Origin of the sequence: Brevibacterium sp. LS14, from assembly GCF_012027885.1 — a bacterium.
Taxonomy (GTDB): domain Bacteria; phylum Actinomycetota; class Actinomycetes; order Actinomycetales; family Brevibacteriaceae; genus Brevibacterium; species Brevibacterium casei.
Map to the genome: position 1 here is coordinate 88,783 of NZ_SJXG01000051.1, position 15,200 is coordinate 103,982.

Annotated in this window: 13 protein-coding genes; all 13 read right to left on the reverse strand. The window is 70.3% G+C overall.

The features are described 5' to 3' along the window. Positions 1-29 precede the first annotated feature (29 nt). The 13 genes from EZE58_RS11025 to EZE58_RS11085 all read right to left on the reverse strand — a co-directional run bounded on the left by EZE58_RS11025 (position 30) and on the right by EZE58_RS11085 (position 14,912). A complete protein-coding gene (locus EZE58_RS11025) occupies positions 30-542 on the reverse strand; it encodes a hypothetical protein (RefSeq protein WP_131247918.1) in 513 nt (170 codons plus the stop codon). Between the two features lie 127 nt (positions 543-669). Further along, positions 670-2,391 carry a phosphoenolpyruvate--protein phosphotransferase gene (gene ptsP / locus EZE58_RS11030; protein ID WP_009380973.1) on the reverse strand — a complete coding sequence of 574 codons (1,722 nt, stop codon included), beginning with the start codon at positions 2,389-2,391 and terminating at the stop codon, positions 670-672. Next, positions 2,388-2,657 (reverse strand): HPr family phosphocarrier protein, encoded by a 270-nt coding sequence (locus EZE58_RS11035; protein WP_167560561.1) that lies wholly within the window; start codon positions 2,655-2,657, stop codon positions 2,388-2,390. Before EZE58_RS11035 ends, ptsP begins: the two co-directional genes overlap by 4 nt. Before the next feature lie 83 nt (positions 2,658-2,740). Then, positions 2,741-4,939, reverse strand: a complete 2,199-nt coding sequence (locus EZE58_RS11040) for a fructose-specific PTS transporter subunit EIIC (protein ID WP_009380975.1) — start codon at positions 4,937-4,939, stop codon at positions 2,741-2,743. Positions 4,940-4,969: 30 nt separating this feature from the next. Further along, positions 4,970-5,917, reverse strand: a complete 948-nt coding sequence (gene pfkB, locus EZE58_RS11045; RefSeq protein WP_009380977.1) for a 1-phosphofructokinase — start codon at positions 5,915-5,917, stop codon at positions 4,970-4,972. After that, positions 5,914-6,675 carry a DeoR/GlpR family DNA-binding transcription regulator gene (locus EZE58_RS11050; RefSeq protein ID WP_009380978.1) on the reverse strand — a complete coding sequence of 254 codons (762 nt, stop codon included), beginning with the start codon at positions 6,673-6,675 and terminating at the stop codon, positions 5,914-5,916. The genes pfkB and EZE58_RS11050 overlap by 4 nt, the downstream gene beginning before the upstream one ends. A gap of 230 nt (positions 6,676-6,905) precedes the next feature. Then, positions 6,906-7,160 (reverse strand): PspC domain-containing protein, encoded by a 255-nt coding sequence (locus EZE58_RS11055; protein ID WP_009380979.1) that lies wholly within the window; start codon positions 7,158-7,160, stop codon positions 6,906-6,908. Positions 7,161-7,344: 184 nt separating this feature from the next. Further along, entirely contained in the window at positions 7,345-9,102 is a 1,758-nt protein-coding gene (locus EZE58_RS11060) for a hypothetical protein (RefSeq protein ID WP_119297204.1), read from the reverse strand. 142 nt (positions 9,103-9,244) lie between these two features. Then, the gene (locus EZE58_RS11065; RefSeq protein ID WP_009380982.1) at positions 9,245-10,321 is read right to left on the reverse strand and encodes a BadF/BadG/BcrA/BcrD ATPase family protein; all 1,077 of its coding nucleotides are present in this window, start codon (positions 10,319-10,321) and stop codon (positions 9,245-9,247) included. Further along, complete coding sequence (murQ, locus tag EZE58_RS11070; RefSeq protein WP_009380984.1) at positions 10,321-11,340, reverse strand: N-acetylmuramic acid 6-phosphate etherase; 1,020 nt, start codon at positions 11,338-11,340, stop codon at positions 10,321-10,323. Before murQ ends, EZE58_RS11065 begins: the two co-directional genes overlap by 1 nt. Further along, the gene (locus EZE58_RS11075; protein WP_119297205.1) at positions 11,337-12,842 is read right to left on the reverse strand and encodes a sodium:solute symporter; all 1,506 of its coding nucleotides are present in this window, start codon (positions 12,840-12,842) and stop codon (positions 11,337-11,339) included. Before EZE58_RS11075 ends, murQ begins: the two co-directional genes overlap by 4 nt. A 43-nt stretch (positions 12,843-12,885) precedes the next feature. Continuing rightward, positions 12,886-14,088, reverse strand: coding sequence for an anhydro-N-acetylmuramic acid kinase (locus EZE58_RS11080; RefSeq protein ID WP_232254120.1), 1,203 nt, complete (start codon positions 14,086-14,088; stop codon positions 12,886-12,888). A 14-nt stretch (positions 14,089-14,102) separates the two neighbouring features. Continuing rightward, positions 14,103-14,912, reverse strand: a complete 810-nt coding sequence (locus tag EZE58_RS11085) for a GntR family transcriptional regulator (RefSeq protein WP_095376336.1) — start codon at positions 14,910-14,912, stop codon at positions 14,103-14,105. Positions 14,913-15,200: the final 288 nt, after the last annotated feature.

Consider the following 15,200-nt stretch of genomic DNA (forward strand, 5'->3'; position numbering starts at 1 on the left):
CGTGGTCGCCCCAAGGCTGGATTGTCGCTCTACTTCAGGTACTCCGAAGCCATCTTCCGATAGACCTGCTCGAGCACTGCAAGAGAGCGTCGGGCGAGCCGCCCCTGCAATTCCGATCGGTACTCGTCAATGCCCCGATTCTGGTCATCTTTCTTACTGAGTGGGATCACATCGGCAGACACCCAAGACCACTCATGGGTCACCATGGGGAACACAATTGGGAACTGAAACCCGCCTGTGTTGAGCTGGAGAGCGTCGGCCCACTGGTGGTGAACCCGGTTCCTCGCGAAGCGGATTCCTCTGATTGTCGCGCGCTCTTCTACTTCCAGGAGATCTCTCCATCGGTATTTCAGCAACTCACCCCCAGGCTTCCAGTGATGAACGATATGATCATCCATCACAACGGCCCAGTTAAGTGCTTCGAAAAGCGGGAGGAATGTTGCTTCAGCACTCTGGGTACGCCTTGCTGTTTCGAAACGGAGGTGTGCGTCGATGTAACCGTTCAGCAGTGTTTCAAACGTCACTGTCATCTTTTCGCGCATGTCGCAATCAGACCACATTCGCATCGTCCCGAATGTGACAAATCCAATGAAACTCTTATTGCGCGGCGAACCGACCACTCTCGACGACGCCCACCACACGGTGGCCGCCGACCCCGGCTGAGCCGTCTCAGAGCAGGTCGAGCAGTTCGGGTGCCGCGCCTGCGCGAACGGCTTCGCGGGCTTCCTCCGGCGACTCGGCGGCGAGCGCCGCCTCGGCGAGGGCACGACAGTCGTCGAACGCATGGCTCCGCAATGCCAGCCTCACGGCACCGACCTTGCCCGGAGCCATCGACAGGCTCGTGATTCCCAAACCGACGAGGACGAGCGCGAGCAGCGGATCACCCGCGGACTCCCCGCAGACACCGAGCGGCTTGCCAGCGGCCTTCGCACCGTCGGCGGCTGCGGCGATCATCGACAGCACGGCAGGCTGCCATGGGTCGAGCAGCTCCGAGAGCTCGCCTTCCATCCGGTCGGCCGCCATCGTGTACTGCGCGAGGTCGTTCGTCCCGAGACTGCCGAAGTCGACGGCCTGAAGCACCTGTCGGGCACGCAGCGCCGCCGCAGGCACCTCGATCATCACGCCCGCCGAGGCGAGACCGTTGGCCCGCACCTGGTCTGCGAACCATCGGGCCTCCGCCGCGGTCGAGACCATCGGGGCCATGACCCTGACATCGGCACCCGTCGCCTCCGCCGCAGCCGCGAGCGCTTCGAGCTGAGCCGTGAGCACATCCGGCCTCGCCTGGGACAGACGCAGACCCCGTCGCCCGAGCGCCGGATTCTCCTCCGGCCCCAGGTCAGCGAACGCGAGCGGCTTGTCGGCACCCGCATCGAGGGTGCGCACGACGACGCGACGACCCGCGAACGGGGCGAACACCTTCCGATAGATCTCCGTCTGCTCCTCAACACTCGGGGCGCTGACAGCGGAGAGGAAGACGAATTCGGTGCGGAAGAGACCGACCCCTTCGACATCCTCGGCGCCGGCGAGCTCCGCGTCATCGACTCCCCCGATGTTGGCCAGCACCGCCACCCGGTGACCGTCGGATGTCGCACCCGGACCGCTCACCTCGGCGAGCGCTGCCGCACGTCGTTCACGACGCTGCCGCTGCGCCTCCACGGACTCCGGATCCGGACGGACGACGACCTCACCGCTGCCACCGTCGATGAGCAGCGGAGTGCCCATCGGGATCGCCGTCGCCTCCGGCAGCTGCACGACGGCGGGGATCCCCATCTGCGCGGCGAGGATCGCGGTGTGGCTCGTCAGCCCGCCGGCCCGGGTGACGATGCCGAGCACGAGGGAACGGTCGAGCGTCGCGGTCTCCGCGGGCGCGAGGTCCTCGGCTGCGACGATGCTCGGTTCGGTCAGCGTCGGCAGTCCCGGCGCAGGCTTCCCGAGCACCTCGGCGATGGCCCGGGCCCCGACGTCACGGAGGTCGGTGACGCGTTCGGCGAAGTACCCGCCGAGGGCTTCGAACTGTGCCGCGAACACCTCGATCGCCTCGGCGACGGCACCTGCCGGGCCCTTCCCCGCGTTGAGACGCTTCGTCACCTCACGGTGCAGCGACCGGTCGCGGGCGATCATCGCCGTAGCCTTGAGGATGTCGCGGGCCGTCGGATCGGCGCTCAGCGCCTTCTGATCGAGCGTGTCGGCGACGTGCATGAAGCTCGCGATGGCCTGCTCCGAGGCCGCCGCCGGATCCTCCGCCGCCGGCTCATCCTCGGGAGGCGCGACCGGCGCTGCCGCCTGGACGACGGGCCCGTACGCGGATCCCGGGCTCACTCCGATTCCGTGGAGCGTCGCCGACTCCGCCCCCGCAGCGGGCGCGCCGAGGGCCTCGCCGTGGCCGCTCATTGTGCGTCCATGTCCGTGGCGAGCAGGTCGACGAGACGATCGAGGACCGCCTCGGCGCCCTCACCCTCAGCGGAGAGGACGACCTCTTCGCCGTGCTTGGCACCGAGGGCCATGACGCCGAGGATGCTGCCGGCGTCGACGGCGTCCTCACCGGGGCGGCTGATCTCGACGTCGACCCCGGATCCGGAGACGGCTTCGACGAAGAGCGAGGCCGGGCGAGCGTGGAGTCCGACGGTCGAGGCGATGGTGACGGTGCGAGTTGCCATGATCTCTCCTTGTGGTGCGTGAGTTGTGGTGCGTGAACTGTGCGGTGCGATGGTGCGGGTGGTGCGGGTGGTGCGAGGTCTGATCATGCGGCGACCGGGGCCGCCTCGGGAAGGCTGTCGGCAGCCTTCTCAGCCCGGCGCCGGGCCGCGAGCGCCTTGAGCAGGACGACGAGGGCGGCGGTGATGGCGACGCCGACGGCGAGGGCGAGCACGAAGAGCAGCGGCTGGCCGATGAGCGGGAGCACCCAGATGCCGCCGTGGGGTGCGAGCAGCGTCGACCCGAAGAACATGACGAGGGCGCCGGTCGCCGACGACCCGATGGTCGAGGCGATGATGATCCGGATCGGGTCGGCGGCGGCGAATGGAATGGCGCCTTCGGAGATGAACGAGGCTCCGAGCAGCCAGGCCGCTTTGCCGTTCTCCCTCTCCGGCACCGAGAAGAGCTTCGGAGCGACCGTCGTCGCCAGGGCGAGCGCGAGCGGTGCGACCATGCCGGCCGCCATGACCGCGGCCATGATCTTCAGCTGCGGGGCATCCATGGCGGTGCCTGCCGCCGAGAGTCCGGCGGTGGCGAAGCCGTAGGCGACCTTGTTGACGGGGCCGCCGAGGTCGAAGCCCATCATGGCGCCGAGGATGAGCCCGAGGATGAGCACACCGCCGCCGGTGAGGCTGCCGAGTCCCGCGTTGAGGCCGTCCATGAGCGCGACGATCGGGCGGCCGAGCACGGTGATGAAGAGGCCTGCGGTGACGAGCGTGGAGAGGAGCGGGATGACGACGACGGGCATGACGCCGCGGACCCCCTTGTGGACCTTCCAGCTCGAGATCCATTTGGCGACGAACCCGGCGAGCAGACCGGTGACGATGCCGCCGAGGAACCCGGCATTCATCGTCACGGCGACGGAGCCGGCGACGATGCCCGGGACGAGGCCCGGCCGGTCGGCGATCGCGAAGGCGATGTAGCCGGAGAGGATCGGCACGAGGAAGCCGAACGACGCAGCACCGATGACGTAGGCGAGAGCCGCCCACGAGGTGAGGCTGGTGAGGTCGAAGTTCTGGGCGATGTTGTACTGGTCGTCGCCGACGAGGCCGTACTTGACGATCTCGATCGCTCCGCTCTCACCGAGGGCGATCTGCGCGAGCATGAAGGACACGGCGATGAGGATGCCGCCGGCGGCGACGAACGGGATCATGTAGGACACACCGGTCATCAGCCACTGCCGCAGCTTGGTGCCGAATCCGAGCCGTTCGGTCGCCTCGTCTTCGGTCCGTTCGTCGATGATCGCCGAGGCGGTGGCCTCGGTCGGTCCGGCTGCGGCCAGTTCGGCGGCCCTGCTGATGAGCTGGGGTCCCTCCGAGATCGCCTTCTTCACGCCGACGTCGAGAGTCGGTTTGCCGGCGAAGCGTGCCCGTTCCTTCACCTCGACGTCGTGGGCGAAGATGACGGCGTCCGCCGCGGCGATCTGCGCCGCGGTGAGCGGGGTCGATCCGGCTGAGCCCTGCGTCTCGACGATGATCTCGTGGCCGGCCGCGCGGGCGGCGTTCTCGAGGGATTCGGCGGCCATGTACGTGTGGGCGATGCCGGTCGGGCACGAGGTCACACCGACGAACCGGAAGGTGCGGTCGGCCGACTCGGCGGACCTCGCTTCCGCGGACGGCGGCTCCGTGGACGGCGGATCCGTGGGCGACGGCTCCGTGGACGGCGATGAGGCGGGAACCGGGGCGGCCGCCTCGGCGGGGGTGTCGGCACCGTCCGTCGTCGGGGATCCGGCAGCCGTCGAGGGTCCGGCCGACGCCGGGGCTGTCGGCGACGTGGCAGCCGTCGCGGACGCGTCATCGTCGAGGTGGACCTGCTCCTCGACGATGGCGACGACCTCCGCCGGGGTCGCGGCGTTGAGCAGCGCCTGTCGGAAGTCCTCCTTCATCAGAGCGCGGGCGAGCTGTGGGAGGACCTTCATGTGGGCGTCCCCGCCGTCGGCGGGGGCCGCGATGAGGAAGACGAGGCGGGCGGGACCGTCCTTGGCACCCCACGGGATGCCGTCGGTGGTCCGGCCGAAGACGAGCGAGGGCTCGGTGATCGCGGCGCTGCGGGCGTGCGGGATCGCGATGCCTCCCGGCAGGCCGGTCGCGGTCTTCGCCTCGCGTTCCTCGACGTCGGCGACGAAGAGGTCGAGGTCGGTGCAGCGACCGGTGGCCACGAGGCACTCGGCGAGCCTCCGCGTCGCCGCGGACCGGTCGGCGTCGCCGAGGTCGAGCAGCACCTGTTCGTCATTGATCAGTGGCATGGCGGTTCCTTTCGTGACCCGGTGGGCGAGTCAGTCGTCCAGTGGCAGGGCGAGCTCGGGCTCGCGGGTGATCGACAGCGGGATGTCGACGAGGTGGGCAGGGGTGGGCACGGCGGTGCCTTCGAGCCGCACGGCGGCCGCACCCCACACCACTCCCTGGCTGAGAGCGCTCGCGGCACCGGCACCCTGGTCGAGTCCGAGCAGCAGGCCGGCGAGCATACAGTCGCCGGCTCCGACGGTGGAGACAGGGTCGGTGATGACCGCTGTCGCGTGGAGGGCCTCCTCGGCGGTGACGAGGACCGCACCGTCGCGGCCGAGGCTGACGGCGACGTTCTCGACGCCCGCTGCCACGAGCTCCCGCGCCGTGTCGATGACAGCTCCGAGGGTGTCAAGGGAGCGGCCGCAGAGTTCGGCGAGCTCGATGCGGTTGGGCTTGATGAGCGTCGGTGCGGCGGCGACGGCCGCCGCGAAGGGCGCCCCGGAGGTATCGACGGCCACCCTGGCCCCGCGAGCCTGGGCCTCGCGCACGAGCGCGGCGTAGAGGTCGGCGGGTGCTCCGGGCGGGAGGCTGCCGCAGCCGGCGATCCAGACACCGGGGGCGGCGTGCTCGAGCGTGGTCTCGAGCAGACTGTCGACGTCGGCGGCGGTGAGTGCGGGGCCGGCTTCGTTGAGCTTCGTCGTCGTCCCGCCGGGCTCGAGGACGCTGATGTTCATCCGCATGCTCTCGGCGATGGGGACGACCCTCGTGGGGGTGCCGTCCTCGGCGAGCAGCGTCTCGAACAGTGCGCCTTCGGGACCGCCCGAGGGCACGATGACGAGAGGGTCAGCACCCATCGCGGACAGCGCCCGACCGACGTTGACGCCTTTGCCGCCCGGGTCGACACGAGAGGCGTGCGCCCGCAGGACATGGCCGCGGCGCAGCGCGTCGACGGTGACGGCACGGTCGACACTGGGGTTCGGCGTGAGGGTGACGATCATACGGTCACGACCTCCGGTCCCGCGGCGCGCAGCTCTTCAGCGCTCTGGTCGCCGAGGTCGGTGTCCGTGATGATGAGGTCGACGGCGTCGATGCCTGCGAAGCGATGGAGGTGGACCTGCGCGGCTTTGCTCGAGTCCGCGACAAGGATCGACGAACGGCAAGCGTCGACCATGGCCCGCTTCGTTGCGGCCTCGGACTCGTCAGGCGTGGTGAGACCGCGGTCGACGTCGAACCCGTTGGTGCCGATGAACCCGACATCGATGGTGAGCTCGGACAGCGCCTCGGTGGTCCACCGTCCGACTGCGGCACCGGTGAGCTCGCGCACCCGACCGCCGAGCTGGAGGAGTGTGATCCCCGGTTTCGCCGCGAGGGCCGCGCAGATCATCGGGCTGTTGGCGACGACGGTGAGGGCCAGTTCGTCGGGAAGGGCCTGGGCGATCGCAAGAGTGCTCGTGCCCGCGTCGAGGAGGACGCTGCCGCCGTCGGGGATCTCCTCGAGGGCGCGCAGTGCGAGGCGCCGCTTCTCCGCGGCGCGGTGGCCGATGCGCTCCTCGAGCGCCGGTTCGAGAGAGAGGGCCTCGGCCGGGATCGCTCCCCCGTGCATGCGCTTGAGCAGTCCGCGCCGCTCGAGGACCGTGAGGTCCCGCCGGATCGTCTCGGCTGTCACATTGAGCTGATCAGCGAGGGCGGTGACCTCGACTCGGCCGGCCGACCGGGCGGCGGCGAGGATGGTCTGTTGGCGTTCGGCGGCGTACACGGATTCATAATCTCACACATTCGGGCATAAACACAGCAAAACCAACATCTGTTTTTGGGAATGTGTCACGCAGATGTGCTGAGCAGGGACAATGCCGACGAAGTGTGCCGCTCGGGCGCGGACATCAGGAGGCCCCGCGTTCCCTCCCTGACAAGGGAACGCGGGGCCTCATCGCGTGACCGGAACTGCCGGTCGCAGTCACGCGAGTCGTGGGCTTCTCAGAGGCGGGCCTACCGTTCGAGCTGACTGCCGCCGAGGGCACGCTGGAGCGGGATGCTCCCGTCCTGCCACGGGGTGATCGCCCAGACGACGGCGTAGGCGCCGAGGCCGACGACGGGAAGGAGGAAGGAGAGGAGGACGAGGATCCTCACGAGCCAGACGTTGAGCCGCGTGACCTTCGCCAGTCCCCCGGCGATGCCGCCGACGATCCGGTCGGGTCCGCGGCGGAAGCCGATCTTGCGGATGGAGTCGAATATCGCGTTCATGTCTTCGACACTACGCCGCGCTCACGCCGCCCCACAGGGGTGAAGACCTGAGACTCGACTGAGGAAACCCATAATCTGCGAAGCACCGGGAGGGTGACGGCGAGGGCCGGCATCGGGACTCGGCTTCGGGATATCGGCATCGGGACCCGGCCCCCGCCTCGGCGAGGAGTCCCCCACACCCGGACTACGCGGTCCGGCGCAGCTCAGCTCCGGAGACCTTCTCGGTGACGTCGAAGCGCTCCCGGTACCGGCCGGTGAGCAGGCACCACTGTGAATAGAGCGCGGTGCCGGAGTTGAAGACGAGAAGGGTGAGCGGGTAGAGCAGCCACTGCAGCCACATCGTCACGCTCCGCAGCGGCGGCACGTGGACCGGGCGCGGGGGCAGCAGGGCACGGAAGACGACGACGGAGACGATGAGCCCGATCATTCCCAGCTGTTGGACGAGACCGACGGTCATCGGCATCCGCTCGATGAACTCGGTCGCCTGACCGGTCTGGGTGGCGACGACGAAGGGGATCCACCCTCCGACGGCGATGATCACCGAGATCGTCGCGAGGCTGACGTGGCCTTCGAGCAGAGAGAGGAAGCGGAGGAATCCGGGCCAGAACGGGGATCTGGCGTCCCCGGCGAACACCCTCACCCCGACGTAGGGGACGTCGCTCGCACCGTACGACCAGCGGCTGAGCTGCTTGAACTGTGCGACCATCGTCTGCGCGAAGCTGCCGGCGAGCACGGCGTCCTGGTAGATCGGGACGTGGACGGGCACGACCCGATAGTCGCCGTCGAAGTGGAACCAGCTGCGCCAGTACTGGTGGCCGTCCTCGACGATCGTCCGCGTCGACCAGAACCCCATGTCGATGAGCGCCGGCAGCGGCTGGGAGTGCGAGGCGAAGTTGCGCAGCGCGAAGAGCCGCACCGTCGTCGTGAGGTTCCAGAAGCAGTTCGCGCTCGCGACCACCCGCGACGGCGCGGGCGCATCCCAGATGTTCGTGATGTAGAGGCTGATCGGCTGGAACGAGACCCTGGCCCGGTCCGGCGCGATCGCATACTCGTAGGCGACGCAGTCGAAGTACGACTCGTGCGGGATGTTGTCGCAGTCGAGGGTGGTGACGATGACCCGCTCCGGGTCGATGGCCTCCTCCCGCACCCAGGCGGCGAGCGCCCGCCCCGCGTGCGTGATGTTCGCGCCCTTGCCGGCGATCTCACCGGGGACGCCCGCGGGATGGGGGACGAGTTCGAACGCCCGGAACCGGTCACCGTAGACCGCGGCGAGGCGGCGGGCGGTCTCCGCCATCGCCGGGCCCCCGCGCTCCTCGTAGGCGAAGAAGACGACGATCTGTCCTGGCGAGGTCGACGTGTGCAGGAGGGCCCGGATCGTTCCCGCGATGACCTCGAAGGGTTCGTTGTAGGCGGCCACGACGACGGCATGGATGAGCGTGGAGGGGCGCATCACCGAAGCGGGATCCGCACGCACCCGAGCGACCTCGGCGAGGTGCTCGGCGGCACGGAACCCGCCGAGTGGGACCGGCAGGGGCGCACGCCCATCCATCGCCCGCTCGAGGTCGACGAGCCGGGCCCTCCAATCGACGCGGGCGGCCCGCCGGTAGCGGGCGAACCCGCGGGCGACGTCGACGGCTCCGCGCATCGCCCGGACGAAGGTGAGGCCGACGATGGTGAGGACGTAGACCGCGCCGAGCATCGCGTCGACGAACGGGAGGACGAAGACGAGCGCGATCGCCGTATAGCTGATGAGCGCCGGCAGCGCCTCGAAGAAGCGGTACGCCCGGGTGCGCTCACCGGTCGGCAGTTCGATGTCCGCCGAGGCGGAGGTCCGGGTCCGAGGGGTCCGGACGAGAGCGGAGGGAAGACTGGGCCTGACGGGGAGATCGGTGCCGCGCATGAGGCGGTCGATCCCGGAGGTCGGTTCACCACTGATTCTCACAGTGTTGATCCTGCGGGGGGATTCTGACCTGGGGTTGATCCGCAGGTGCAGGCCAGGTGAACACTTGGAGACGGCAAGCCCGGTTGTCAGGGCATGCGACCTCGGCTCCTCCCCGCTGATTCCGGAACCACCTCGGGGGTCCTCACACCCAGAGCACTTCGGCCTGGGCTCGCACCCGGCCGGCGGCGACATGGTCGGCGAGGACGAGCGCACCGTCGAGGGGACTGCCCGCCGCTTCGACGACGGCGGCGTCGGGGCGCCGATGCTGCGCTTCGGCGCGGAAGGCCTCGAGCAGCGCCTCCCCTGCCTGGGTGAGCCCACCGGTCACCGCGACCCGCTGCGCCCCGGCCGCGGTCGCCGCGGCGACGGCGCTGCGGGCGGCCTCCCGTCCCGCCTCGGCGAGGAGGTCGACCGCGACGGGATCGTCGAGGCGGGCCAGAGTCGCGACGTCGGCGGCGAACTCGGCGAGGAGGCCCGCCCGGTCGCTGCGCGTGTAGAACGTCGCCGGCCACGAGCTCGGCTGCCCGAACCGACCGGTGGCCGCCGCGAGCAGTGCGGCACCGCGGACGTCAACCTTGTCGTGGGCACGCAGGGCCGCCTCGAGGGCGAGCCGTCCCAGCCACGCCCCGCCCCCGCGGTCGCCGAAGAGGTGCCCCCAGCCGTCGACCCGCGACCACTGCGCGGTGAGCACCCCGTGATCGTCGGCACCGGGATGGGCGATGGCGATCGCGCCCGTGCCGAGCACCGCGATCGCCCCGCCCTGTCCCCGCAGCGCGCCGAGGTGGGCGGTGACGGCATCGATCGTCACCGCGGTCGGGGCGTCCGCTTCGGCGGCGATGACCTGCGCGAGCACCGCGGGATCATCGGTGAGGGAGGCGATCCCGGTCGCCCCGATCCCGATGCCGACGACGCGTGGGATCTGCTCCGGCCACGCCTGCCGTGCCGCGGAGACGAGCCGCCGGATGACGACGGGAGCGCTGCTGCCCTCGGGTCCGATCTCGACGCGGGGCCCGGTGAGGGTGCCCAGGACAGTGTGTTCGCCGAGGCGGTCGGAGCGTGTCGTGTCCGCGACCGCCGGGTGCGCCGCCGGATCGTCGGCGCTCTCCGGGGATGCGGCGGGGTCCGCGTCCCGGTCTGCGGCCGCGGCCAGCGCGACGCGGGAGCCGGTGCCGCCGACGTCGATGCCGAGGACGAGTTCGGCGGCCTGACAGTCGCGCATCAGTCGCTGCCTCCGGCCGCGGGGCCGTCGGCGGTCGGGGCCGAACCGCCGGTCTGACTCGGGCCGCCGGGCGGAGCCGATCCGCCGGTCGGGCCGGCCGCGGCGATCGCCGCCCGCACCGAACCGTCATGGGTGCTCAGCAGCTCGGCGGCCACGGCGGGAGTCACCTCGGCGAAGGAGACGACCAACGCCGTCTTGAGGTCATCGCCGCATCGGGCGAGGAGGTCGCGGGCCGCTGCCTCGTCGAGGTCGGCGGCGTCGGTGAGGATGCGCACGGTGCGGTCGCGCAGCTTCGCGTTCGTCGCGACGACGGAGACCATGAGGTTCTCCCACGTGCGGCCGAGGGCGACCATGAGGGCGGTGGAGAAGCCGTTGAGAGCGAGCTTCTGCGCGGTGCCGGCCTTGAGCCGGGTCGACCCGGTGACGACCTCGGGGCCGGTGTCGAGGACGATGTGGGCGGCGGCCGCATCGGCGACAGGGGCGTGCGGGTTGTTCGAGATGAGCACGGTGTGCGCGCCGTTCGCCCGGGCGGCTTCGAGGGCGCCGCGGACGTAGGGCGTCGACCCGCTTGCCGCGATGCCGATCGCGACGTCCCGCTCCCCCAGCGCGGCACCCGCGGTGCGTCCGTCGGTCAGGGAGTCCTCGGCGTTCTCGACGGCGTTGACGAGGGCGGGCTCTCCTCCGGCGATGTGTCCGACGACGCGGCCGGGTTCGAGGTTGAACGTCGGCATGAGCTCGCTCGCGTCGAGCACCCCGAGCCGACCCGAGGTCCCCGCCCCGAAGTAGTGGACGGTTCCGCCGGCTCGCATCCGCTCGGCGGCGGTGTCGACAAGGGCCGCGAGCTGCGGCAGGGCGGCTGCGACGGCGTCGATGACGACCCGGTCCTCGGTGTTGAGGAGGCGGAGGACGCCGAGGGCATCGAGGTCGTCGAGGCCCGCACTGCGGGGGTTGCGCTGTTCTGTCGGGGACAGCCGGGGCCGGGCGTCGGCTGACGGCGCGGGCTGGGACTGATCGGTCATGGACGGAGGCTTCCTTCCACCTCGGCGGGGGTGCGGGCAGGGGCGGACGGGTGGCGCATGGAGAGCAGCCCGCCGACGACGACCATGACGATGACGCCGAGGAGCGGGTACCACTGCCAGGCCACCCAGATCTCACCGGTGACGTACTTCTCCATGATGAAGAAGTACGCGTTGACGGCGATGGCGAGGACGAAGGCGATGTTCGCATCGACGGCGGTCGCGCGCTTGTTGACCATGCCGAAGACGAACGCGCCGAGGAGGCCGCCGTAGGTGATGCCGGCGATGCCGAGGGCGAGGATGACGATGTTGCCGGAGTCGGATTCGAAGACCGTGGCCGGCAGGATGAACGCGATCCCCCATGCGATCGTCGCCCAGCGGCCGACCCTGAGGCCCCCTGCGTCGGTGAGCGGGGTCCGCCTGAACCGGGCCCAGACGTCGGTGACGGTCGAGGACGACAGGGCCGAGAGCGAGGACGACAGGGTCGACATCGCGGCGGCGAGGATGCCTGCGAGGAGGAGGCCGGAGATCCCCGGCGGGAGGCCCTCGATGATGAAGAGAGGGAAGATCTCGTCGTCGCGGGTGAGCCCGAGGTCGGCGGGCAGGGCCTGGTCGTAGTAGGCCCACAGGGCGAGTCCGACGGCGAGGAAGATCGCGAACTGGACGAAGACGACGAAGCCGGAGACGATGAGCGCCTTCTGCGCGTCGGCCTTCGTCCGGCACGACAGGAGCCGCTGGACGATGATCTGGTCGGAACCGTGGGAGGCCATCGCGAACACGGCGCCGCCGACGAACGAGGGGATGAACGATCCGGCCGCGTTGATCGGGTTGCCCTCGAAGACGAACATCTGCAGCTTTCCGGCGGCGGCCGCCTCGGCGAGCCATCCTCCGCCGACGCTCGCGGTGATGACGACGATCGCGAGGACCCCGCCGAGGACGTAGAGGACCATCTGGGCGACGTCGACCCAGACGACGGCCTTGATCCCGCCGATGAACGTGTAGACGATCGTCACGAGCGCGAGGACGACGATGATGACGAAGTAGGACGTGTGGACGCCGAGGCCGTCGAGGATGACCTTGAGCGGGATCGCTGCGGCGAGGACGCGGATGCCGTCGGCGAGCAGGCGGGTGAAGAGGAAGGTGATGCCCGCCGTGGTCTGCGTCGACTGGCCGAAGCGCTTGCCGAGGTAGGCATAGGCGGTGATCATCTCGCCGTCGTAGTAGCGGGGAAGCATGAGGAAGGCGACGATGATGCGCCCGACGATGTAGCCGAGCGCGAGCTGAAGGTAGGAGATGTCGCCGAGGTAGCTCATCACGGGGATACCGATGACGGTGAGTGCGCTCGTCTCGGTCGCGACGACGGACAGGCACACCGCCCACCAGGGCAGATCCCGTCCGCCGAGGAAGTAGTCCCTCAGTCCGCTCTGCTTCCCGCTCAGCTTGAGGCCGAGCCAGGCGGTGGCGACGAGGTAGGCGACGATCACCAGGAGGTCGATGATCTGCATGGTCGGTGCTCCTTCGGTGGGATTCGCGTCGGTGGGGGTCGGCTCAGGTGGGGTTCGCGTCGGGCGAGGGCGGGTCGTGCGGCGGCCCGCCGAGGATTCGCAGCCGGCGGGGCCGGCGCTCCAGGGGCGCGGGCAGCCGCAGGGGCCTCCACCCCGGGCTCAGCCGTCCGGCGATGGTCGGGCGGGCGGCGCCCGTGAGGCTCGGCTCGGTCGAGGGCAGGCCGTGCCAGCTCAGCCAGCCGATGAGCGCCATGAGCACGGCCTCCTTCGACCCCTCGGGCAGGCCGAGGGCCGCGTCCGTCGTCTCGAGGGTGACCGTCTCTCCGAGCTCGGCGCGCAGGGCACGCATGAGCGTCGGGTTCCGGGTCCCACCCCCGGAGGCGATGACCGCGGTGACGCCGTGGGGACGGACCGCCTCGGCGATCGTGCGGGCGGTGAGCGCGGTGACCGTGGCGATCGCGTCGACTTCGCTCAGCCGAGGATGGTCGGCGAGGTATCGGTCGAGGTAAGCGGCATGGAAGTGCTCCTTGCCCGTCGACTTCGGGGCGGGCAGCCGGTAATAGGGTTCGCCGAGGAGGTCGCTCAGCAGTGCCGCGTCGACCCTTCCGCGGGCGGCGAGCTCCCCGTCGACGTCGCAGGACTGCGCACCGTAGGTGATCCGGCGGGCGAGGACGTCGATGAGGGCGTTCGCGGGACCCGTGTCGAAGGCGAACGGGTCTTGGTCCGGGGCGATGACGGTGACGTTGGCGATCCCGCCGAGGTTGAGCAGCGCGGTCGGGGTATCCGCATCGGTGAGCAGCATGGCGTCGAGGATCCCGACGAGCGGGGCTCCCTGCCCGCCGGCGGCGATGTCGCGGGAGCGGACGTCGGAGAGGACGGGGACGCCGAGGGTCTCGGCGATCCACGCGGGCTGGCCGAGTTGGAGGGTCGAGGTCACCCGCGCCTCGGCGATGTCGTGGCGCACGGTCTGGCCGTGGGAGACGACGAGGTCGGGGACGGCCCCGACGTTCGCACACACCTGGGCGAGCGCCTCGGCGCTGAAGCGGCCGAGGCGACCGTCGACGTCGCTGACGAGGGAGAGCGGCAGCTCGACGGGTTCGAGGAGGCGGAGGATGTCGGTGCGCAGGGCAGGGTCGAAGGGCATCTCCTCGCCGGCGAGGAGGCGCACCCCGAGCTCGTCCGCGGACGGGTCGTGGACGAACTCGGCGAGGGCGACGTCGAGGGCGTCGGCCGAGGTTCCCGTCATCAACCCGGCGATGATCATGCCCGGTCACCGCTTGCAGGGGTGGGGGTTGCGGGGCGGGCTGCGGCGCGGGCCTCGGCGGGCGTTGCGGGGCGGGCTGCGGGGCGACCTTCGGGGCTGGCCGGTCGGACGGGGACGGTGAGTTCGGTGCGGACCTTGTAGCGGTCACCGCGGTAGACCGAACGGACGACCTCGAAGGGAACGTCGTCGGCGCTGCGCGAGATCCGCTCGAAGAGGAGCGCCGGAGCCTGCGGTGGAGCCGCGAGGTGGGCGGACTCGTCGGCGTCGAGGAGGGTCGGTTCGATCGTCTGCACGCTGTGGGCGAGCTCGATGCCGAAGCGGGTGCCCAGCAGCTCGTAGAACGAGCTGTCCTCGAGGTCGTCGGCGGTGAGGCCGGGGACGCGGGCGGCGGGGATGTGGAGCTCCTCGAGGGCGATCGGCTCCGCGTCGGCGAGGCGGAGGCGGAGGATCGTCACGACCTCGTCGTCCTCGCCGAGGTGGAGCTTCCGGGCGATGTGCGCCCCGGCCGGGCCGCGGACGAAGCCGAGGACGTGCGAGCCGGGAGTGAGCCCGCGGGCGAGCATGTCCTCGGTGAACGAACTCGCGGCCAGCGGCTGGTCGAACTTCGGGCCGAGGGCGAAGACCCCCGCGCCGTGGCGCCGGCGCACGACGCCCTGGGCGACGAGTTCGTCGATCGCCCGACGCAGGGTCATCCGGGAGATCCCGAGCTGCTCGGCGAGCTGGCGCTCGGGCGGGAACTGCTCCCCGGCGGCCATGCCCTCGAGGCGATCGAGGAGCTGGTCGCGGATCGAATGGAATTTCGTCACCTCCCCATTGAGGCACAGCTCACATCCGATTTCAAGACCACTGGTCTAATTCTTGCAGGTGGGGTTGCGGTCGGGTCGGCAACCGCTCGGCTTCGATCCGCAGGGCATGGATCGATCCGCAGCGTGTGGATCGTAACCGCGCGGATGGCCGGGATGCGGATGCGACCCGCGCGGTCACCTGACCGAGCGCGAGAGGGCGGTCGGGACGCGGGCATCCTCGCCGAGGTGGTCGACCCGCCGGCGACCGCAGCGTGCACACCGGACGTAGGCGACCGTCCCCGTCGAGAC